At 65.1% G+C, this 18,363-nt stretch carries 24 protein-coding genes and 1 pseudogene; 17 read left to right on the top strand and 8 right to left on the bottom strand.

Features of this window, described 5'->3' with window-relative positions; all coding sequences use genetic code 11:
* Positions 1 to 85 precede the first annotated feature (85 nt).
* From ACVDG8_RS06085 to ACVDG8_RS06035, 11 genes are read left to right on the top strand one after another with little or no spacing between them, the layout of a single operon-like run.
* Complete coding sequence (locus ACVDG8_RS06085) at positions 86 to 1,075, top strand: 3-oxoacyl-ACP synthase III family protein (RefSeq protein WP_447253907.1); 990 nt, start codon at positions 86 to 88, stop codon at positions 1,073 to 1,075.
* Between the two features lie 2 nt (positions 1,076 to 1,077).
* Positions 1,078 to 2,061, top strand: a complete 984-nt coding sequence (locus tag ACVDG8_RS06080; protein ID WP_447253906.1) for an NAD-dependent epimerase/dehydratase family protein — start codon at positions 1,078 to 1,080, stop codon at positions 2,059 to 2,061.
* Complete coding sequence (locus ACVDG8_RS06075; RefSeq protein ID WP_447253905.1) at positions 2,058 to 2,885, top strand: MBL fold metallo-hydrolase; 828 nt, start codon at positions 2,058 to 2,060, stop codon at positions 2,883 to 2,885. The genes ACVDG8_RS06080 and ACVDG8_RS06075 overlap by 4 nt, the downstream gene beginning before the upstream one ends.
* Positions 2,882 to 3,379 carry a hypothetical protein gene (locus tag ACVDG8_RS06070; RefSeq protein ID WP_455707591.1) on the top strand — a complete coding sequence of 166 codons (498 nt, stop codon included), beginning with the start codon at positions 2,882 to 2,884 and terminating at the stop codon, positions 3,377 to 3,379. The genes ACVDG8_RS06075 and ACVDG8_RS06070 overlap by 4 nt, the downstream gene beginning before the upstream one ends.
* The gene (locus tag ACVDG8_RS06065; protein ID WP_455707590.1) at positions 3,289 to 3,687 is read left to right on the top strand and encodes a hypothetical protein; all 399 of its coding nucleotides are present in this window, start codon (positions 3,289 to 3,291) and stop codon (positions 3,685 to 3,687) included. The genes ACVDG8_RS06070 and ACVDG8_RS06065 overlap by 91 nt, the downstream gene beginning before the upstream one ends.
* Positions 3,684 to 4,136: a hypothetical protein gene (locus tag ACVDG8_RS06060; RefSeq protein ID WP_447253903.1), complete on the top strand. Its 453-nt coding sequence runs from the start codon at positions 3,684 to 3,686 to the stop codon at positions 4,134 to 4,136. The genes ACVDG8_RS06065 and ACVDG8_RS06060 overlap by 4 nt, the downstream gene beginning before the upstream one ends.
* Entirely contained in the window at positions 4,133 to 5,281 is a 1,149-nt protein-coding gene (locus tag ACVDG8_RS06055; protein WP_447253902.1) for a GNAT family N-acetyltransferase, read from the top strand. The genes ACVDG8_RS06060 and ACVDG8_RS06055 overlap by 4 nt, the downstream gene beginning before the upstream one ends.
* On the top strand, positions 5,278 to 5,709 hold the full coding sequence (locus tag ACVDG8_RS06050; RefSeq protein ID WP_455707589.1) for a Rieske 2Fe-2S domain-containing protein: 432 nt from the start codon (positions 5,278 to 5,280) through the stop codon (positions 5,707 to 5,709). The genes ACVDG8_RS06055 and ACVDG8_RS06050 overlap by 4 nt, the downstream gene beginning before the upstream one ends.
* A complete protein-coding gene (locus ACVDG8_RS06045; protein ID WP_455707588.1) occupies positions 5,673 to 6,278 on the top strand; it encodes a hypothetical protein in 606 nt (201 codons plus the stop codon). Before ACVDG8_RS06050 ends, ACVDG8_RS06045 begins: the two co-directional genes overlap by 37 nt.
* A gap of 52 nt (positions 6,279 to 6,330) precedes the next feature.
* Positions 6,331 to 6,618 carry a type II toxin-antitoxin system RelE/ParE family toxin gene (locus tag ACVDG8_RS06040; protein ID WP_447253900.1) on the top strand — a complete coding sequence of 96 codons (288 nt, stop codon included), beginning with the start codon at positions 6,331 to 6,333 and terminating at the stop codon, positions 6,616 to 6,618.
* A gap of 2 nt (positions 6,619 to 6,620) precedes the next feature.
* Complete coding sequence (locus tag ACVDG8_RS06035; protein WP_447257242.1) at positions 6,621 to 6,926, top strand: addiction module antidote protein; 306 nt, start codon at positions 6,621 to 6,623, stop codon at positions 6,924 to 6,926.
* 6 nt (positions 6,927 to 6,932) lie between these two features.
* Here the strand turns inward: ACVDG8_RS06035 and ACVDG8_RS06030 are convergent, their stop codons facing one another.
* The 4 genes and pseudogenes from ACVDG8_RS06030 to ACVDG8_RS06015 all read right to left on the bottom strand — a co-directional run bounded on the left by ACVDG8_RS06030 (position 6,933) and on the right by ACVDG8_RS06015 (position 10,799).
* Positions 6,933 to 8,090 (bottom strand): ATP-grasp domain-containing protein, encoded by a 1,158-nt coding sequence (locus ACVDG8_RS06030; protein WP_447253899.1) that lies wholly within the window; start codon positions 8,088 to 8,090, stop codon positions 6,933 to 6,935.
* A gap of 79 nt (positions 8,091 to 8,169) precedes the next feature.
* Positions 8,170 to 9,246 carry a glycosyltransferase family 2 protein gene (locus tag ACVDG8_RS06025; RefSeq protein ID WP_447253898.1) on the bottom strand — a complete coding sequence of 359 codons (1,077 nt, stop codon included), beginning with the start codon at positions 9,244 to 9,246 and terminating at the stop codon, positions 8,170 to 8,172.
* Positions 9,247 to 9,388: 142 nt separating this feature from the next.
* A pseudogene (locus ACVDG8_RS06020) lies at positions 9,389 to 10,168 on the bottom strand (lysylphosphatidylglycerol synthase domain-containing protein); the annotation flags it as partial.
* A gap of 154 nt (positions 10,169 to 10,322) precedes the next feature.
* Positions 10,323 to 10,799, bottom strand: a complete 477-nt coding sequence (locus tag ACVDG8_RS06015) for a carboxymuconolactone decarboxylase family protein (protein ID WP_447253896.1) — start codon at positions 10,797 to 10,799, stop codon at positions 10,323 to 10,325.
* 135 nt (positions 10,800 to 10,934) lie between these two features.
* Between ACVDG8_RS06015 and ACVDG8_RS06010 the strand changes: the two genes are divergently transcribed.
* The 3 genes from ACVDG8_RS06010 to ACVDG8_RS06000 all read left to right on the top strand — a co-directional run bounded on the left by ACVDG8_RS06010 (position 10,935) and on the right by ACVDG8_RS06000 (position 13,187).
* Positions 10,935 to 11,543 carry a TetR/AcrR family transcriptional regulator gene (locus ACVDG8_RS06010; RefSeq protein ID WP_447253895.1) on the top strand — a complete coding sequence of 203 codons (609 nt, stop codon included), beginning with the start codon at positions 10,935 to 10,937 and terminating at the stop codon, positions 11,541 to 11,543.
* 178 nt (positions 11,544 to 11,721) lie between these two features.
* Positions 11,722 to 12,345, top strand: coding sequence for a hypothetical protein (locus ACVDG8_RS06005; RefSeq protein WP_447253894.1), 624 nt, complete (start codon positions 11,722 to 11,724; stop codon positions 12,343 to 12,345).
* Positions 12,342 to 13,187, top strand: a complete 846-nt coding sequence (locus tag ACVDG8_RS06000; protein WP_447253893.1) for a 23S rRNA (adenine(2030)-N(6))-methyltransferase RlmJ — start codon at positions 12,342 to 12,344, stop codon at positions 13,185 to 13,187. Before ACVDG8_RS06005 ends, ACVDG8_RS06000 begins: the two co-directional genes overlap by 4 nt.
* A 15-nt stretch (positions 13,188 to 13,202) precedes the next feature.
* On the opposite strand, the gene ACVDG8_RS05995 is transcribed toward ACVDG8_RS06000, so the two are convergent.
* Complete coding sequence (locus ACVDG8_RS05995; protein ID WP_447253892.1) at positions 13,203 to 13,979, bottom strand: helix-turn-helix domain-containing protein; 777 nt, start codon at positions 13,977 to 13,979, stop codon at positions 13,203 to 13,205.
* A gap of 183 nt (positions 13,980 to 14,162) precedes the next feature.
* On the opposite strand from ACVDG8_RS05995, the gene ACVDG8_RS05990 reads away from it, so the two are divergent.
* The 3 genes from ACVDG8_RS05990 (at position 14,163) to ACVDG8_RS05980 (ending at position 15,540) form a co-directional block, all read left to right on the top strand.
* A complete protein-coding gene (locus ACVDG8_RS05990; RefSeq protein ID WP_447253891.1) occupies positions 14,163 to 14,582 on the top strand; it encodes a VOC family protein in 420 nt (139 codons plus the stop codon).
* A 30-nt stretch (positions 14,583 to 14,612) separates the two neighbouring features.
* Positions 14,613 to 14,975 (top strand): DoxX family membrane protein, encoded by a 363-nt coding sequence (locus ACVDG8_RS05985; RefSeq protein WP_447253890.1) that lies wholly within the window; start codon positions 14,613 to 14,615, stop codon positions 14,973 to 14,975.
* Positions 14,976 to 15,087: 112 nt separating this feature from the next.
* The gene (locus ACVDG8_RS05980; protein WP_447253889.1) at positions 15,088 to 15,540 is read left to right on the top strand and encodes a hypothetical protein; all 453 of its coding nucleotides are present in this window, start codon (positions 15,088 to 15,090) and stop codon (positions 15,538 to 15,540) included.
* A gap of 227 nt (positions 15,541 to 15,767) precedes the next feature.
* Here ACVDG8_RS05980 and ACVDG8_RS05975 read toward each other — a convergent pair whose 3' ends face one another.
* The 3 genes from ACVDG8_RS05975 to ACVDG8_RS05965 all read right to left on the bottom strand — a co-directional run bounded on the left by ACVDG8_RS05975 (position 15,768) and on the right by ACVDG8_RS05965 (position 18,219).
* Entirely contained in the window at positions 15,768 to 17,018 is a 1,251-nt protein-coding gene (locus ACVDG8_RS05975) for an RNA polymerase sigma factor (RefSeq protein ID WP_447253888.1), read from the bottom strand.
* Positions 17,015 to 17,419, bottom strand: a complete 405-nt coding sequence (locus ACVDG8_RS05970) for a YciI family protein (RefSeq protein WP_447253887.1) — start codon at positions 17,417 to 17,419, stop codon at positions 17,015 to 17,017. Before ACVDG8_RS05970 ends, ACVDG8_RS05975 begins: the two co-directional genes overlap by 4 nt.
* 212 nt (positions 17,420 to 17,631) lie before the next feature.
* Positions 17,632 to 18,219: a TetR/AcrR family transcriptional regulator gene (locus tag ACVDG8_RS05965; RefSeq protein WP_447257241.1), complete on the bottom strand. Its 588-nt coding sequence runs from the start codon at positions 18,217 to 18,219 to the stop codon at positions 17,632 to 17,634.
* Positions 18,220 to 18,363: the final 144 nt, after the last annotated feature.

The following is an 18,363-nucleotide window of genomic DNA, read 5'->3' as shown; positions in this document are numbered from 1 at the left end:
CTGCCCGAGCTGCATGAGCTTCGCGAACATCGCTATCGACCGTTTTTTGCGCTAGATAGGGTCGAGCTCGCGCAACGGGGTGAGGATGCGGATCAGGATCGTCGGAACCGGCAGGGCGGTGCCGGCTGAGCGGGTGACGACACGTGCGCTGGAGGAAAGGCTGGGTCTCGGCCAGGGTGCGCTCGAAACCGTCACCGGCGTCGTCGAGCGCTATGTCTGCGCGGCTGAATCGCAGATCGATCTCGCCTGCGCCGCCGCGCATCTGGCGCTTGAGGACGCGGGTATCGAGGCCGAGGCCGTCGATCTGATCATCGGCGGCTGCGGCGTGCCTTACCAGCCATTGCCGGCAACCGCGCCGCTGGTCATGCAGCGTCTCGGCGTTGCCGACGGTTCGGCCGCGGCCTTCGACGTCAACAGCACCTGCCTCGGCTTTCTGACCGCCTTCGAGACCGCCGGCCGCATGATCGAGGCCGGGCAATGCGAGACAGCGCTGGTGTTCTCCTCGGAGATCGCCTCGCGCGCGCTGCCATGGCAGGACGCACCGGAGATCGCCGCGCTCTTCGGCGATGGCGCGGCGGCAGCGGTGCTGCGCCGGGCCGAACCCGGCGAGGGCAAGGTCGCGGCAAGCCTGATGCGCACTTACCCATCCGCCTGGGAGGCTTGCGGCATCGGTTCGGGCGGCACGCGTTTCGATTTCAGCAAGGAGCCGGAGACCTTCGCCGAGCACAGCCTGTTTCATATGGACGGCAAGGAACTGTTCCGCCTGACCTCGCGCCACTTCAACGGCTTCGTCGATGCGTTGCTTGAGCGCGCCGGCTGGCGGCAGGAGGATGTCGATTTCGTCGTGCCGCATCAGGCAAGCCCATTCGCGCTGGCGCATATGGCGCGCCAGACCGGCTTCGCGCCGGAAAAGCTGGTCGATATTGGCGCCCATTTCGGCAACCAGATCGCCGCCTCCATTCCTTTTGCGCTCGATGTGGCGCGCCGCGACGGCCGTGTGGCGGCAGGCATGAAGCTGCTTCTTCTCGGCACCTCGGCCGGCGTTTCGTTCGGCGGCATGGCGCTGGAAATCTGACGATGACCGTGCTCGTCACCGGCGCCAGCGGTTTTCTCGGCTCGCATGTGCTCGAGCGGCTGGCTTCCATGGGCGTGCGGGCGGTCGGGCTCGGCCGCGATGCCGAGCGCTGCGCCGCCTTGCAGCGGGCCGGCCATGCGGTGATACGCCACGACCTGTCATTGCCATTCGATGCGACGCCGGTCGCGCGGCTCGCCAAGGTGGAAAAGATCATCCACTGCGCCGCGCTCTCGTCGCCCTTCGGACGGCTGAAAGATTTCGTCGCGGCCAATGTCGCTGCAACGCAAAACCTCACCGGTTTTGCAAAGTGGCAGGATGTCGACCGCTTCGTCCACATTTCCAGTCCGTCGGTGTGCTTTGCGTTTCGCGACCAGCTTGGCCTGAGCGAGGACGCCGCACTGCCGGAGCCGGTCAACCACTATGCCCGCACCAAGCACGCGGCGGAGGCGATCGTGCTTGGTGCGCCCGAAATCCATCCCGTCGTGCTGCGGCCGCGCGGCATCTATGGCGCCGGCGACCGTGCGCTGCTGCCGCGATTGATCAAGGCGGCGGCAAGCCGGCCGCTGCCGGTGTTTCGCGGCGGCCGTGCGGCCATCGACCTGACGCATATCGACGATGTCGTCGATGCGGTAATCGCTGCCCTTACCGCGCCCATTGAGGCCGAAGGGCAAATCTTCAATGTGTCGGGCGGAGAGATGTTGCCCGTGCGCCGCATTGCCGACGAAGCTTGCGCCCGCGCCGGCCTCAAACCGCGCTGGCGGCCGATGCCGCTCGTGCCGGCGATGCTGGTCGCAGGCCTGATGGAAGCCGCGGCGATCAGACTGCCGGGTCGGCCAGAGCCGCCGGTCACCCGCTATGGGCTCGGTCTCTTCGCCTATGCGCAAAGCCTCGACCTTTCCAAGGCGAAACGCGTGCTCGGCTGGGCGCCGAAAATCGCGTTCGAACAAGGGCTTGATCGCACTTTTGTCGCGAGAGAACCGGCATGAGGATCGTCTTTGCCAACAGCGCCTGGGTGAGTGCCGCCGAACGGCTCATCCTGCGCGGTGGCGCTTGGCAAAGCGTGCGGCTGCGCGTCCGCTACGGGCTGATCTTTCATCCCACTGCAGGTCCGGTTCTGGTCGACACCGGCTACACGCCGGAGGCGCTGGCGGGCGCGGGCCGTGGCCGGATGCTGCGCCTTTACGGTGCGCTGCTGAAGCCCGATCTCAACGCCCCCGAACAGGTGCTGCCGGTGTTGAAGCGCTTCGGCGTGTCGCCGGATGACATCGGCGCCGTCATCGTCACCCATTTCCATGCCGACCACATTTCCGGCCTGTCGCTGTTTCGCAATGCCCGCTTCATCGCCAGCGACGCCGCCTGGGCGCGCGTCAAGGCGCGCACGGCAGGGCGGAATCTGCGCCACGGCATCTTCACCGAACTCTTTCCCGCCGACTTCGAGGCCCGGCTCGAGGGTATCTCAGCCAAGCCCAGGACCGAGCCTCGTGGCGACATTCTTGGCGGCGCCGATCTCTTCGGCGACGGCAGCGTGGTCGCGGTCGATCTGCCGGGACATGCCGACGGCCAGTTCGGCCTGCTCTTTGCGGGTGAGCCGCGGCCGCTGCTTTATGCCGTCGATGTGCAATGGCTGCTCAAGGCTTTGTCCGAAAACCGCACACCCGGCTTCCCGGCGACGCTTATCGCCGAGGATGCCGGGGCGATCGAGTCGACCAGCGCCATGCTGCGGCGCTTCATGGCGACGGGCGGCGAGGTGATGCTCTGCCACGATCCTGCGCCGACAGCCTATGATCTCGCGCCTGGGGAGGCCGGATGAGCGGCCTGGCGGAAGCAGTCGGCTCCTTCGCCTTGACGCGTTGGGTTTCGCGCAAGAGCCGAGCGGATTTCGCGCGCTGGCAGAGGGCTGCCTTACGCCGCTTCCTCGATCGCGACCTGCCGCGCGCACCGTTCTACGGCAAGGCGCCGGCGCGCCTGAGCGACCTGCCGGTCACCGACAAGGCGCTGGTGATGGCGCGTTTCGCGGACTTCAACATCCACGGTCTCACCGCGACACAGGCCTGGGCGGCCCAGGACGGCGACGGCCGCGTCGGCGCGCTGACGGTCGGTGCCAGCACCGGCACCTCCGGCAATCGCGGCCTGTTCGTCATTTCCGAAGCGGAAAAATACCGTTGGCTCGGAACGATCCTGGCCAAGGCGGCGCCCGATCTTTGTGGAGCGGCATGCGTGTCGCAATCATCCTGCCGCAGAACACTGGGCTTTACGACAGCGCCCGCAAATCGCGGCTGGTCAAGCTCGCCTTCTTCGACCTGACGCGCGGGCCGGAAAGCTGGCGTGGCGCGCTCGAAGCCTTCGATCCGACGGTGATCGTCGCGCCACCGAAAATCCTGCGCCATGTCGCGGCCGAACGCTTCCAGCTTCGGCCGAGGCGCGTCTTCTGCGCCGCCGAAACGCTCGATCCCGTCGACCGGACGATCATCGAGGCCTTCTTCCAGCTGCCGCTCGACCAGATCTACATGGCGACCGAAGGCCTGTTCGCGGTGACCTGCCGTCACGGGGGCTGCATCTCGCGGAAGACTCCGTCTTCTTCGAATTCGAGCCGGCGGCCGAGGGTCTGGTGACGCCGCTGGTCACTGCTTTCCGCCGCCGGACACAGATCATGGCGCGCTACCGGATGAACGACCTGCTGCGCTTGTCCGAAAAACCTTGCCGCTGCGGCTCGTCGCTGCGCTGCGTCGACGAGATTGTCGGCCGCATGGACGACGTTTTTCGCCTTCAATCGGCTAACGGGCCGATCCTCGTCACGCCCGATGTGCTGCGCAACGCCGTGCTCAAGGCCGACCGCCGCATCGACGATTTCCGTCTCGTCCAGACCAGGCCGGACGCGATCGAGCTCAAGCTTGCGCCGACCCTCGCCGATGACGCGGCGGTCGCTGCGCGCAATGCGGTGCAATCACTGCTGGACGTGCGACAGGCGTTCGCCAACGTCACGCTCATCCGCGCGCCATTGCCGCTGGAAACAGGCCGCAAACTGCGCCGCGTCGAATGCCGGCTGGAGCACGCGCCATGAGGGGCGCGGCTGCTATCGCCGAAAAGACTCAACAACAGGCTGACCGGGTCGAGAACAGGCCGGCCAAGGTCGAGGCGTTTGTAAGCCTTTTCAAGGAGATACCGGTGTGCGATCTTGTCGCCAACCTGATCACGAAGGTTGAGATTTTCGAGGTTGCCGGGCGGACTTTCCCGTTGACGCTCAACGACGCCTCCGAAGCACCGAATTGTTACATCTGCAGCCCGTCCAGCGCCTATATCGACTATGCCAAGGACGAGACGCGCAACTTCGCCGCTCACCCATTGTTGCGACGCGCGCTCAAGGCGCTGCTCAGCGCCTGCGCGCCGCTGGTGCGGGCAAGCGGCCTCGATCATCAGGCGCAGGTCAACAACTGGCTTTACTCGACCAATCCGATGCCGCTGCTCGACCGGCAGACCGTCGCGGCACTTCGTTCTTCATTGGTCGCGCGCTTTCCCGACCGCGCCATCGTCATCCGCTCGCTGAACGAGATCGCTGACCCCGCGACGATTGCTGCCTTGAAGGCGGAAGGTTTTCGCATGCTGGCCGCGCGGCAGGTCTACATCTTCGCCGACCGAAGTGCTGTGCCCGCCATGACCAGTGATATGAAGCGCGACCGCAAGCAACTCCGCGTCACGCCCTTCGAGCGGGTCGGCGATGGCGACTTCACCGAGGCCGACTATGCCCGTGCGCAAACTCTCTACACCATGCTCTATCTCGACAAATACACGCCGCTCAATCCGCACTACACGGCACGCTATATCGCCGAGATGCACCGGCGCGGCATCATCAGCCTTGCCGGTCTGCGCCGTCCAGGTGGCGACCTCGTCGCCGTCACCGGCCTGTTCGAAAATGGCGGCACGCTGACGCAGCCGATCGTCGGCTACGACACCAGCCTGCCGGTAGGCAAGGGGCTCTACCGCATGGCGATGGCAATGGCGCAGGATCACGCCACGGCGCGCGGCCTGTTCTTCAACATGAGCGCGGGTGCGGCCGATTTCAAACGCCGGCGCGGCGCGGTCCCCGCGATCGAATACAATGCCGTTTATGCCGGGCATCTGCCGCCCCGACGGCGCGTGGCGATCCGCATCATGGAGACCGTGCTGGCGCTCGTCGGCATTCCTTTGCTGAAAAGGTTCGAGCTGTGAGTGAGGGCCGGGATCACAGGAAAGATGTCTGGCAGGCCGTGGCGCTGTCGGCCGATATCGGCAAGCGACCGAAACGCATCCTGTTCGATGGCCAGCCCGTCGTGCTGTTCCGCTCCGCGCAAGGCATTGCCGCGCTGTTTGACCGCTGCCCGCACCGGTTGGTCGAGCTCTCGACCGGCAAAATTGTCGGCGGCGAGATCGAATGCCCCTATCATGGTTGGCGCTACGACAGCGGGGGCGTTGCACCGCCATTCCCGGCCATGTCGGCGACATGCCGCATTACCGCGTCCGCAATTATGCCGCGATCGGGCGCGACGGCGTCGTCTTCATCTCCTCCGGCGCGCCGCAGGGCGAACCCTATCTGCACTGCATGCAGGACAAGGAAATCATCGTGCGGCGGGTGCGCTCATCGACGCAGTCGACGGTGATCGATGCGGCCGAAAACATCCTCGACGCCACCCACACCCATTTCACCCACAAAGGCCTGCTGCGTGGCTTGAGCGCCAAGCGCCATCTGGTGCGGGTCGAGGTGACGGGCGGCGAAGGCTGGGTCGAGGCCCGCTACACCGGCGAGGATCGCCAGCAGGGCCTGATCAGCCGGCTGCTGGAGGGCGAGCGCGCCAAAACCATCGGCCGCTTCCGCCATCCCGGCATCGCCGAGCTGGAATATTGGGGCAAGGACGGACTGGTTTTAGCCACCACGTTCCACCTGCGCCAGGCGGATGAGCGCACCGTCGAAGGCGTCGGCTGGTTGATCGGCCGCCGCCAGGGCCTGCTCGGCGAGCTCAAGGCGCTGGCGTTCAAGCCATTGTTCAACATCGCGCTCCAGCAGGACCGACGCGTGCTGAAATCGGCGAGCGACAACGCCCATTTCGCGCCGCAAGCTCTGCCGGTGATCGGCCCGCTGGACTTCCTGCGCCGCGACATTGCGGCGATCATGGAGGGCAAGATGCCGCCGGCGGCGAGTGAGCCGAGGGTGCATCAGATTGAGTTGTGAACTATAGTTCACATATCTTGATTTGAAGATTTTCGTGAATTATAGTTCACACATGATCGAAGTCCGGCAAACTCCCGATTTCACCAACTGGTTGGAAGGGCTTCGCGATACTGCGGCTCGCCTGCGTATCGTCGCCCGTATCCGTCGGATTGAAATCGGCAACGTCGGTGATGTTAAGTACTTCTATGGCATCGGCGAACTCCGGATCGACCACGGCCCGGGTTACCGTGTTTACTTCGTGAAAGCTGGGAATGCGGTGATCATCCTGCTCTGCGGTGGCGATAAGTCCAGCCAGAGACACGACATCGCCAAAGCGAAACAGATGGCAAAGGAGATATGATGATGCCTCTCGAAACCACACGCTTCGATATCCTCGATCATCTGAAAACTCCGGAAGATCGCTTGGCCTATATCGAGGCTGCCTTCGAGGACGGGGATCCTGCACTCATCACGCACGCCCTGGGTGACGTAGCGCGTTCCATAGGCATGACAGCAGTCGCGAAGGAGGCCGGCGTTACGCGCGAGGCGCTTTACAAAGCTCTGAGCGAGAAGGGCGACCCGCGCCTCAGCACGCTGCTGGGCGTCACCAAGGCGCTGGGCTTGCAACTTGAAGTCAAGCCGATCGGCCCTGGCTCGCTTGGGGCTTGAAGCGCCTCAACCGGGCCCATTCCACTCGATATCCCGTGTCGACGCCGCTTGCAGGCTGATGCATTGCCGCAGGGCCACGCCTGCGATCTCGGCCAGCGCCAGCCATTGCGACTTCACTGGCGTGCTATCGCCCGGCCAATCCAGCAATTCCTGGCCTTTGCGCATCGCCTTTCGGAACTCACCCAACTCACCCGCGCGCAAAGCCACGGGCAGCCCATAAATCCACATGGCGACCCGCACCGTTTGCGGCATGATCACGTCCGGCCTGGCCTCCGCGCCGTCGCCAAGCACAGCATCGGCAAAGCGTGCCGGATCGCGGAAGAAATGCAGGCCGCTCACCGCGCGTGGATTGCATTCGAGCGGCAGCACGCGGCCACCCGCCTCGCGCATCAGGTCGAAGGAGATCTGGCCGGTCCATGCGGTGCCGGCGACGATACGCTCGACCAGTGCCCGCGCGGCATCGTCCTCGACCCGCTCGAAGAAGATGCCGGCGCCTTTGCCTGCACGATAGCGCGAGCGGTAGAGCGCCAGCGCCTTGAGCCTACCCTCGCGCGCCACCGCGTAGGCGCTGATCTCTTCGCCCTCGATGAAACGCTGCGCCACCCAGGGCATGGCGGGCGAGGGGACAATGGCGTCGAGCGTTTCCGGTGCAGGCGCTATCAGCACATGGCTGGCAAAGCGCGACCAGGCCGGCTTGAACACCAGGCCGCGAGAGTTGCCACGCGCCGCTTCGACATCGCCGCGCGAGCTGAGCAGCGTCGTCTCCGGCACCTCCGCGCCAAGGCGCTCGGCAAGCCGGATGAAGCTGTGCTTGTTGTGAACCTCGGCCAGAACATCGATGCCGGGCGCGAACAATCGCGCAGGCATCGTTCGGCCGCGCCAGGCGAGCGCAAGATAAAACACTTCCTCGCAGGTCGGGATGACCAGCGCGACGCCTTCCGCGCGGATCAGCGCCTCGACCGCCTCGGCATAGGCTTGGCGTTCGAAGCGCGGTGGCGGCAGCCGATGGTAGCGCGCGCACGCCTTGCTGGCGGCGGCAATCGGCCGCGCCGGCGTGTCGGCCAGAACCACGCGGGCGCCGGCGCCGTGCAGCAGCCGCGCCAGATGCAGCGCCACCGGCGCGCGCGCGCCTGTGATGAGGATGGTTCTGTCAGCACCCGGCATCGGTTGTTCGCGGTCGCTCCCGTCGCGAAAACCGTTGCGCGGAATCAATGCCGTTGGCAACGATGCCGAGCAGGCCGGATCACTTCCGGCGCGACTTCGGCTTTTCGATCGCCGGCTTGTCCGGCCAGTGCCAGCCATCGCCCGCGCCATGCGCCGGCTGCGGCCGCGCCACATAAGCGAGCGCGCCGTTGGACTCGAGATAGATGCGCGATAGCATTTCGGCGAGCACACCCGACGTCACCGCCTGCAGCCCGGCGATCACTAGGAAGAATCCGGTGATGAGCATCGGCCTGGTGCCGATGTCCTGGCCCCAGAAAACCTTGATCGCGAACAGATAGGCCAGGATCAGCGAGCCGAGCACGCCGAGCACGATGCCGATGCCGCCGAAGAAATGGCCGGGCCTTGTGCGGTAGCGCATGAAGAAGAACATGAAGACGAGGTCGAGCACGACGCGGAAGGTGCGCGAGATGCCGTATTTCGACTGGCCGTGGATACGGGCGTGGTGCGTCACCACTTCCTCCGAGATGCGGCGCGGCGTCGTCACCGTCGCCAGCCATGCGGGGATGAAGCGGTGCATCTCGCCATAAAGCCGCACGCTGCGGATGACGCTGCCGCGGAACACTTTCAGGCTGCAGCCATAATCGTTGAGCCGCACACCGGTGACCCGCGCGATAAGCCGGTTGGCGATGCGCGACGGCAGGCGGCGCATCCAGAACCCCTCCTGGCGGTCCTTGCGCCAGCCGGCGACGAGGTCGAGATCTTCGGTCAAAAGGCGATAGACCATGCGCGGAATGTCGAACGGGTCGTTCTGCAGGTCGCCGTCGAGCGTCGCGATGACATCGCCGCGCGCCGCATCGAGGCCGGCCTGCATGGCGGCGGTCTGCTTGTAGTTGCGCACCAGCTCGACGCCATGCACATGCGGCCCGTACACTGCGGCGAACCTGCGGATTTCGGCCGGCGTCGCATCCGTGCTGCCGTCGTCGACCAGCACCACTTCCCAGGGCTGGCTGTAGTTTTCCATCGCCTGGTGGATGCGCACCAGCAACGGCTCGACATTGTCGGCCTCGTTGTACATCGGGATGACGATGGAGAGCTTGTGCTCGGGCATGATGGCGCCCTCGGGCAATCCCGATGCGGGAATGGGAAGCACGTTCATGGCGGTCATTTCCTTGCCGGTCCGGCCGCCGGTGTTTCCGGCAGCGTCGATTTGAGGGGAACAGCCAGGCGATCGCCCCGGTAGCGACGGCCGAGCAGAAGATGAAGAGGTGAAGCGCAAGCGCCGCCTGCAGGCCCTCTTTCATGGCGATGCCGGAATAAAGCAATGCCGCGGCCGCGCCCGCTTCATAGGTGCCGAAACCGGCGACACCCTGCACCGGCAGGATGGCGGCGGCCTCGGCGCCGACGGCGCCCGGGAATGCGGTCTGGAAGGAGGTGTGGCGCAGCATGGCGAGCAGCCAGCCCTGCACGGCAAGCTTCAGCGTCCAGTTGGCGACCGTCCACCACCAGCCGTAGCGGGAGCGCCCCGTGGCCTCGGTGAAGATGTCGCGCAGACGCCCAAGCTTCGACACGATCTTGCCGCGCCCGCTCCAGTCATGCGGCGCGCGCGCCCAGCGCGGCAGATACCAGGCGGCGGCGACCAGCGCCGCGATGCCGGCGGCCCTGAGCGCCGGGTGCAGGCCGGGCCACACCAGGCAAGCGAGCACGCCGACGACGAAGGCGTCTTGCAGCCGGAACCACAAGAGCGAGGCGCTGGCGCGCACGATCGAAATGCCGAACACCTGACGCAACAGGATCGGAAAGGCGGTCTCGCCGCCGCGGAACGGCACCACATTGATCATCGCGTTGTGGATCAGGATGACGCGCAGCGTGGCGCCGAAGCGGCCGTTGATGTCGTCGCGAAATTCGTCGCAGACGCGCAGCGCCCTGAGCACATAAGTGACGAACAGCGCCACCGTCACCGCCGCGAAGGCGCCGGGCGTGATGCTGGCGAAGGCATTGCCGACCATCTTCCAGCGCGAGTCGCTGACCAGCCATGCCAGCAGCGCCAGGGTGACGATTATCGATATCGCTCGCTTCAACCAGGTCTCCAAAGGGTTCGCCCGTCCGGACGAAGGCTGTTCCTATAGAGCAGCGGCCGCGGCGAATCCACATGCTTGGTTGAGGCGTTGAACGCGACCCCAATGGCTGTCATGGATGGACGAGCGATCGCCCGTCCATCCATGAACTGAGCGCTCACTGCCCGCCCATGTCCTTCTTGAACTGATTGAAGTCGACCTGCATGCCGTTGAAGATGGTGCTCCAATGCCTCGTCAGCGCCGCCATGGCGACCGCCTCCTGGATTTCCTCGACGGTGGCGCCGGCGCGCTTTGCGTCCTCGGTGTCCGACCAGATGCAGTAGCTGCAAGGAATCTGCGCCGCGACCGCCAGCGAGATCAGCGATTTCTCTTTCGGCGTCAGCGCCGTCTTGTCGCTGAGCTCAATGGCCTTGACCTCGGCCCACGCGCCGGGCAGACCGGCTTTCGGGAATTGTTTCACGAAGCCGGGCACGCCGCCCATCGTCGACTGGATGTCCTTGAGCGCGGCGTCATAATCATCGGCCCTGGAAGGCGAGGCAGCCAGTACGGCGGCGGCAAACAAGCCCGCGGCGGCGATGAGCGAGGTGGAACGAAGGCAGGAATGCATGGTTGAAGCGATGCGAATGACTGACATGATGTTCTCCTCTGGTTTTTGTTAGCCTTACGATGTAAGGTGTGTGGAAAATGAACCTTACAGTGTAAGTTGTCAAGCGGCGCCATGGATGCATCGAGCAAAAAAAAGCGAACCCGCGGAAAACTCTCCCGCGAGATGATCGAGGACGCCGCCTATGAGGTGATCGAACGGGAAGGGCTTGCCGGCTTTTCGATGCGCAAGCTTGCCGCGGCGCTCGGCTGCGAGGCGATGAGCATCTACCATCACTTCCCCTCGCAGGCGCATCTCTACGAAGCGTTGGTCGACCGGCTCTTTGGCTCGCTTGAGGTGCCGGATCCGGAATTGCCATGGCGGCAGAGGATGCGCATGGCGGTGCTGGACTACCGCCGGGTCGGACGTGAGCATCCGGCGTTCGCCGCGTATTTCCTGACCTACCGCATGAATTCACCTGCCTGTCTTGGCTATCTGGACCGTATCGTCGGCCTGTTCAATGACGGCGGATTTGATCGAGAGATGGCCGCCAGGCTGTTTCGCGTCGTTGGTTACTATCTAAGCGGCGCAGTGCTGGACGAGACTTTGGGCTATGCCAAAGGTCCGTCGGCCGTCACGATGGTCAGCGACGAACAGCTTGGCCGCGACTTTCCAAACGTCGCCGCCGCCGGCCGCTTTTTCGCCCAAGCGGAATTCGACAAGACCTTCGATCTCGGCCTCGAAATGCTGCTGGACGAAATGGAGCGCATCCGTGACGGTGCAAATGCAAGCTAAAGCAATTCCAGGAAAAGTGTGTCGCGGTTTTCCGTCCGGAATTGCGTCAAGACAAAGAGCAATTCCAGGAAAAGTGTGTCGCGGTTTTTCGTCCGGAACTGCGTCAGGACAAAGGGCTGGAGCGGTTCGCCGTTTCCCTGAAACGGTGAAACGCTCCAGCTGCAAGGTTCGTCTCTGAATGCGCTTTCTGTCCATTCTTGTCCTGATCGCCGGCGCCGCCATCGGCATCTTCTACCCTTGGGCGATGAGCAATTTCTCCGGCCACGCGATCGGCATGTACCGGGTCTATGAAAGCGGTCGTTTCCGGCCGTTGACGGTGCAACTCACGGCAAATGATGCGCCCGTTCGCGTGCTCGTCGATCTCACCGCGCGGGCCGAACGCATCGCCGGCCAGCAGCGCACGCTGCTGACGCTGACGGCGGCCGGCGGCGGGCGTACAGTGCTCGCCTCGACGCTGTCCTTCAACCACACCGACAATCCGCGCCAGGTCAGCCCGCAACTGCCCGACAAGATCTTTCGCGACGAGGCCGGCGTGATCGGGACCGTCACGCCCGGCCCATACCTCTTCACCGTCGGCCCAGGCGATGCCGACGGTATCGATATGCGCGCGGTCGACCTGATCCTGCGCGCCGGCGCCGGTTCGATCGACGAAAAAATGCGGCTGGCGGGCTATGCGCTCATGGGCATCGGCCTGGTCGGGTTCGTGCTTTCGCTCGTATTCGGCCGCGGCGCGAGCCGCCCGCAGAACCCCAACTCGCAGCCGCCGCCACCGCGCTGGGGCCGCAACGGATCGTCCAAATGAACTACCGTCACGCCTATCACGCCGGCAATTTCGCCGATGTCGTCAAGCACGCGGTGCTTGCCCGCCTGGTCGACTATCTGAAGCAGAAGGACAAGGCTTTTCGCGTTGTCGATACCCATGCCGGCATCGGCCGTTACAATCTCGCCTCGGTCGAGGCCGGCAAGACAGGTGAGTGGCAGGGCGGCATCGGCCGGGTGTTCGAGGCCAAGCTCGAAGCGAAAGCGGCGGCGCTGCTTGAGCCCTATCTGGAGGCGGTGCGGGCGCTGAACCCGGATGGCAATCTCCGGCGCTATCCCGGCTCGCCGCTGATCGTGCGCCATCTCCTGCGCAACCAGGATCGGTTGACGGCGATCGAATTGCATCGCGAAGACGTCGAGCGGCTGAAATCGGTCCTAGCCGATGATTTCCAGGCAAGGGTGATCGAGCTCGACGGCTGGCTGGCGCTCGGCGCGCATCTGCCGCCCAAGGAAAAGCGCGGCATGGTGCTTATCGACCCGCCATTCGAGGAGCAGGGTGAGTTCCCGCGCCTCGTCGACGGCCTGCAAAAGGCGTACCGGCGCTGGCCGGGCGGCATCTATGCGCTCTGGTATCCGATCAAGGACCGCAAGGCGGTGAACGCCTTCCGCGCGGCGCTGAAAGAAGCGGGTATTCCCAAAATCCTCGACATCGCCTTCGACATTCGACCGGCGTCGAACGAGCCCAGCCTCGACGGCAGCGGGCTGGTGGTGGTCAATCCGCCCTATACGCTGGAAGGCGAATTGCGGCTGCTGCTGCCGGCGCTGCACAAGCTGCTTGCCGTGGGGCCGTCACGCTGGACAATGGATTGGCTGGCCGGCGAATAGGGCGGCGACCGCAGTTCAGCCAGGCCGCGCGACGCTGTCCGCCAGCGCTGCGGGCGTGACGCCGGTCAGCCTGCGGCTTTCGCGGATCAGATGCGCCTGGTCGGCATAGCCGGCCTCGATCGCAAGCTGCGCAGTCGAGGCATCGCCTGATAGTCTTTGCAAGCGCCGGAAGCGATGGAAGCGCAGGATGCGATCGAGCGTCTTCGGGCCATAGCCGAAGGCATCCTCGAATCGTCGCCTCAGCGTGCGCTCGCTCATGACAAGACGGCCAAGCAGGAAGGGAACCAGCGGCGTTTCCGGTGGCAGGCCGTCGTCGATGGCCGTGAAGGCCCGGCCCATCTGAGGGTCGAGCGCCGCGCGCCCTTGCGTGTGCAGGCCGATGGTTTCTTCGAGCTGCCGCACCGTGTCGGCGAGGTCGGGCGTTGCCTTGATGCGGTCCGACAGCTCGCGGCTGCGCGTGCCCCACAAATCTTCAAGCGCGAACCGCCCGCCGACGATCTCGCCGGCCGGCACGCCGAGCCAGCCGGCGGCGGCGCCGGGCCGGAAGCGAAAGCCGATGACGGTGGCGCCGGCGGCGGGCCGCTCGATCTGCGGTTCCTTGTCAGGGCCGGCGACCCGGAAGCGACCGTCGATCCATTGCAGGTCGATGGTCGCGTCGGGCGTGATCACGATGGGTGGGGCATCGCCGTCGTCCATGCGGTGGACCCAGACAGCGGAAAAGATGCTGGCCAAGCCGGCTGCCGCTGGCCTTTCCCTGAAGAAGCCTGTGCTTTGCGCCAGGACCGCTTCCATCTCGTCTCCGGTTTCGTCGGCTCTGTGCTCAGCCGGATCGCTTCGTCGACCATTTTGGCCGAAATCTTCAAGGCCTGCGGTCTCTGCCGTGGCAAAAACAGCCCCAGCTTGATGGCGTCTCGGGCGCCGTCGCTGGACCACATCCTCCGGACGTGGTCACGAATATAGAAAGGAGTGAGGAAAATGAAAGCGCGCATCACCGTGCTGACGCTCGGCGTCGACGATCTCGAAGCGTCGTTGAAATTCTACCGTGACGGCCTCGGCCTGCCGACCGAAGGCATCATCGGCCGCGAGTTCGAGCATGGCGCCGTCGCCTTCTTCGATCTCGCCGGCGGCCTGAAGTTCGCCATCTTCGAACGCGCCAACATCGCCCACGATGCGGGCGTACCGCAAAGCGGCCGCAGCCCAACCGAGTTGACCATCGGCCACAATGTCGGCAGCGAGAAAGAGGTGGATGCCGTGATGGCTCAGGCAATCACGGCCGGCGCGCGCGTGGTCAAGCCGGCGCAAAAGACCTTCTGGGGCGGCTATGCCGGCTATTTCCAGGATCCCGACGATCATCTGTGGGAAGTCGTCTACAACCCGGCCTTCGTCCCGGAGTGAAGCAAAACACTGCGTCGAAAGGAGGTCGTCATGCATGTCGCATTCATCCAAGCGCTTGGCGCTCTCCTTCTCGGCGGCGTGTTCGTCTCTGCCGGCATCGAGCATTTCGTGAAATTCAAGGCGATGCGCGACTACCTGGCGAGCCGGAAGGTCCGGGCTCCGGCGCTGATGCTCGCTGCCGGATCGGCGATCGAAATCTTCGCCGGCCTGATGCTTGCGCTCGGTTTCGCGCCGCCTTTCGCGGCCGGAGCGCTGGCCGTTTTCACCTTGGCGGCGAATTTCATGCTGCTGCGCTTCTGGACCGCCGAGGAGCCGGAGCGGCAGGTGCAGCGCAATGCATTCCTTATCAATTTCGCCGTCATCGGCGGACTGCTGCTTGCCGCAGCTGCGTAGTTAGCCGGCCGTGCCTGGAACGAAATTTGTCAGAAACCATTGTTTTCGCACCCGCTTGACCGCCGCCAAGCGAGATCCGCACAGTGCGCACAACCGACCTTGAGAGGCTGTCATGACTCGCTTCGCCCATTCCGCTCTTGCTGCGCTGCTTGCGCTGTCCACCCCGTTTGCCGCTCCGCTGGGTTTCACCCGGGCGGCGCAGGCCGCCGACCTGTCCACCTACACCCAGGATGACGGCAGCGTCTGCGGCGAAAGCTGGGTGCTGAGCAAGATCACCGACCGCTTCTCCTACCAGGTGCATCACGTGCCGCATTTGCCGGATGTCGCGATCACCGATTTCCGCAACATCCGCCAGCATCGCTATGAGCCGTCCAGCGACGAATGGCCGATCGGCCGCCACTATTGCCGCGCCACCGTCAATCTGTCGGACGGCCGCGACCGCTCTATCTTCTACCTGATCGAGGAAGGCCAGGGCTTTGCCTCGATCGGCGACAATGTCGAGTTCTGCGTCTCCGGCTTCGACCGCTGGCTGGTCTATAACGGCCGCTGCCGCGTGCTCAGATAATCGATGCTCGCCGGTAGACAGTTGAGGTAGGCGCTCTACGGCGCCCCTCTCTGTCCTGCCAGACAATCTCCCCCACGAGGGGGAGATTGGCAGCTTCGGCGCCCCGCTTTCCTTTTGGACGTTTGAGATTGGCGAAAGCCGGCGCGCCATCTGATCTCCCCCTTGTGGGGGAGATGCCCGGCAGGGCAGAGGGGGGCGCTGTCCCGCCGGCCTATCTCTCTTGCTTCTCAGGTGCCATCGCCCCCAGCCCGCCCCAGCAGCAACGCGCGCTCCTTCTCATTGCCGGTCAGTTCAGCCGCGCGACGAAACTCCGCGCGGGCTTCTTCCAGCCGCCCAAGCCGCTCCAGCATTTCGCCGCGCACGGTGGGCAACAGATGCGTGTCCTTGAGCCGCGGCTCGTCGCGCAGTGTGTCGGCGACCGCCAGGCCCTGCGCCGCGCCGAAAGCCATGCCGACGGCGACCGCGCGGTTGACCTCGACGACGGGCGAGGGCGCGGCAAGTGCCAGCGCCTGGTAATAGGCGGCAATGGCGATCCAGTCGGTATCGGCGACACTTGCCGCGCGGGCGTGGCATGCGGCGATCATCGCCTGCAGTTGGTAGGGGCCGGGTGTCGGCGCGAGCTTCATGGCGCGGTTGAGCCCGTCGAGGCCGCGACGGATCAGCGACCAGTCCCAGCGGCCGCGGTCCTGGTCGAGCAACAGGATCGGATTGCCGGCTTTGTCGGTGCGGGCGGCAAAGCGCGACGCGTTGAGCTCCATCAGGCTAAGCAGCCCGAGCGCTTCCGGCTCGTCCGGCATCAGCGACGCCAGCAGTCGGCCGAGGCGCATCGCCTCGTTGCTCAGATCCGCGCGCAGCCAGTCCGGGCCGGAGGACGCGACATAGCCTTCGTTGAAGATCAGGTAGACCACCTCGAGCACGGCGCCCAGGCGCTTGGCTCGTTCTTCGCCGCGCGGCGTATCGAACGGGATCTCGGCGTTGCGCAGCGCCCGCTTGGCGCGCACGATGCGCTGGGCGACGGTGGCCTCCGGCACCAGGAAGGCGCGGGCGATCTCGGGCGTCGACAGGCCGCCCAGCATGCGCAGCGCCAGCGCCACGCGCTGCTCGGCCGGCAGCACCGGATGACAAGCGGTGAAGATCAGCCGCAGCAGATCGTCGTCGATATCCTCGTCCAGCGCCGCCTCGATGTCGGGCATCCGGCTTTCCAGTTCGGCGAGATCGATTGCAAGCTGCTGGTGCTTGCCGTCGATCCGCACGGTGCGGCGCAGCCGGTCGAGCGCCCGGTTGGTGGCCACGCGTGTCAACCAGGCAGCTGGATTGTCCGGGATGCCGTCCCTGGGCCAGCGCTCCAGCGCCAGCAGGAAAGCATCCTGCACCAGCTCCTCGGCCAGCCCGACATCACGCAGGGTGCGCGTCAGCCTGGCGGCGAGTTTTGGGTGCTCGATCCGCCAGACCGCTTCCAGATTTGCCGTCGCGGTCAATCCTTAAGCTCTCTGAAGCCTTCGGTTGCCTTCTGGACGTCCTCGGGAAAATCGCTCATCTCGAACACCTGGCGGACCTCGATGATGTCATTTTCGCCGGCCGGGCAGCGGCGCGCCCATTCGACGGCTTCCTCGCGCGAGCGCACGTCGATCACCCAGTAGCCGCCGAGCACTTCCTTGACTTCGGCGAAGGGGCCGTCGGTGACAGCCGGCTTGCCGCCCTTGAAGCTGACCCGCGCGCCGGAGGCCGGCGGATGCAGTCCGTCGAGCGCCAGCAGCACGCCGGCCCGCTTCAGCTCTTCATTGTATTTCATCATCGTCGCCACGGCTTCGGCTTCGGGCCTGACGTCGGGAGCTGCGGTCGCGTAGCCGCCGGGGATCATCAGCATCATGAAGCGCATCGGTATTTTCCTTCGGTTGGTTGTTGCGATGATACGACGAACAGGCGTCGGCTGAATCGACAACGCCGTGAAAATTTAAGTTCGAATTGACAACACACGGTTGGGCTCATGGTGCGCGTGGGCGTCATCGCGAGGATCGTCGGCGCTGTTGATGTCGCGGCGATCCCAAACGGCGACAGCAACGTGACCGCCACCGCTCCGGCTGGTCCTCGTCAGCGTGTCGCGGGAGACAGATAGGCCGAGATCAGCTCGATGAGTTGCTTCTGCAGGTCTGGCGCTTCGAGCATGTCGCGGCGCGCCGCATTGTGGATCACGCCCTCGATCGCCGAGGACAGCACGCGCGCCATCGTCTCGGTGTCTTTGAGGCGCCTGCGATACTGCGCCACCGCCGCCGTGTAATGTTCGAGGTAACGCGCCTGGAACGAGGCATGCGCGGCGCGCGAGCCGCGGTCGCCGGGCGCCTCGTCGAGCAGCACCTGGTGCAGCGTCGGATGTATCGAGTGCGCCGCGATCATGCCGCGCACCAGCTCGCGCGCGAACTGCCTGAGCGGCTTGCGATCCGCCGCCGCTTCGCGAATCACCGACAGCACCTGATCGAAGTGGCGACGCCGAATCGCCTCGACCAAAGCGAGCTTGTCGGGGAAGTATTGATAGAGCGAGCCGATGCTGACACCCGCGGCCTCGGCGACCTTGTTGGTGCTGAAGCCCGCCCAGCCAAGCTCGCTCAGAACGCGAGCACCGGCCTCGATGATCGCCTCGACGGTAGCGATTGAACGCGCCTGGCGCGGCGCCTTGCGCATGCGCGGAGCTGGCTTTGCAATGCGAGTAGACATCCTGGCCGGTTCCCCGAGAATATAAACAGGATACTCACATTCAATTCCAATGCAATTCCAGGAAAAGCGGCGCGGCTTTGCGCCCGCAATTGCCCGGACGAACGGAGACCG

This window comes from Mesorhizobium sp. ORM8.1 (assembly GCF_053005525.2).
The sequence above is the reverse complement of the archived record's forward strand: the minus strand, read 5'-3'. Positions and strand labels throughout refer to the sequence as shown.

Coding starts and splice junctions, on each gene's coding strand:
- ACVDG8_RS06085 (WP_447253907.1), top strand. CDS start 86: ATGCGGATCAGGATCGTCGGAACCGGCAGGGCGGTGCCGGCTGAGCGG.
- ACVDG8_RS06080 (WP_447253906.1), top strand. CDS start 1,078: ATGACCGTGCTCGTCACCGGCGCCAGCGGTTTTCTCGGCTCGCATGTG.
- ACVDG8_RS06075 (WP_447253905.1), top strand. CDS start 2,058: ATGAGGATCGTCTTTGCCAACAGCGCCTGGGTGAGTGCCGCCGAACGG.
- ACVDG8_RS06070 (WP_455707591.1), top strand. CDS start 2,882: ATGAGCGGCCTGGCGGAAGCAGTCGGCTCCTTCGCCTTGACGCGTTGG.
- ACVDG8_RS06065 (WP_455707590.1), top strand. CDS start 3,289: ATGCGTGTCGCAATCATCCTGCCGCAGAACACTGGGCTTTACGACAGC.
- ACVDG8_RS06055 (WP_447253902.1), top strand. CDS start 4,133: ATGAGGGGCGCGGCTGCTATCGCCGAAAAGACTCAACAACAGGCTGAC.
- ACVDG8_RS06040 (WP_447253900.1), top strand. CDS start 6,331: ATGATCGAAGTCCGGCAAACTCCCGATTTCACCAACTGGTTGGAAGGG.
- ACVDG8_RS06035 (WP_447257242.1), top strand. CDS start 6,621: ATGCCTCTCGAAACCACACGCTTCGATATCCTCGATCATCTGAAAACT.
- ACVDG8_RS06030 (WP_447253899.1), bottom strand. CDS start 8,090: ATGCCGGGTGCTGACAGAACCATCCTCATCACAGGCGCGCGCGCGCCG.
- ACVDG8_RS06025 (WP_447253898.1), bottom strand. CDS start 9,246: ATGAACGTGCTTCCCATTCCCGCATCGGGATTGCCCGAGGGCGCCATC.
- ACVDG8_RS06015 (WP_447253896.1), bottom strand. CDS start 10,799: ATGTCAGTCATTCGCATCGCTTCAACCATGCATTCCTGCCTTCGTTCC.
- ACVDG8_RS06010 (WP_447253895.1), top strand. CDS start 10,935: ATGATCGAGGACGCCGCCTATGAGGTGATCGAACGGGAAGGGCTTGCC.
- ACVDG8_RS06005 (WP_447253894.1), top strand. CDS start 11,722: ATGCGCTTTCTGTCCATTCTTGTCCTGATCGCCGGCGCCGCCATCGGC.
- ACVDG8_RS06000 (WP_447253893.1), top strand. CDS start 12,342: ATGAACTACCGTCACGCCTATCACGCCGGCAATTTCGCCGATGTCGTC.
- ACVDG8_RS05995 (WP_447253892.1), bottom strand. CDS start 13,979: ATGGAAGCGGTCCTGGCGCAAAGCACAGGCTTCTTCAGGGAAAGGCCA.
- ACVDG8_RS05990 (WP_447253891.1), top strand. CDS start 14,163: ATGAAAGCGCGCATCACCGTGCTGACGCTCGGCGTCGACGATCTCGAA.
- ACVDG8_RS05985 (WP_447253890.1), top strand. CDS start 14,613: ATGCATGTCGCATTCATCCAAGCGCTTGGCGCTCTCCTTCTCGGCGGC.
- ACVDG8_RS05980 (WP_447253889.1), top strand. CDS start 15,088: ATGACTCGCTTCGCCCATTCCGCTCTTGCTGCGCTGCTTGCGCTGTCC.
- ACVDG8_RS05970 (WP_447253887.1), bottom strand. CDS start 17,419: ATGCGCTTCATGATGCTGATGATCCCCGGCGGCTACGCGACCGCAGCT.
- ACVDG8_RS05965 (WP_447257241.1), bottom strand. CDS start 18,219: ATGCGCAAGGCGCCGCGCCAGGCGCGTTCAATCGCTACCGTCGAGGCG.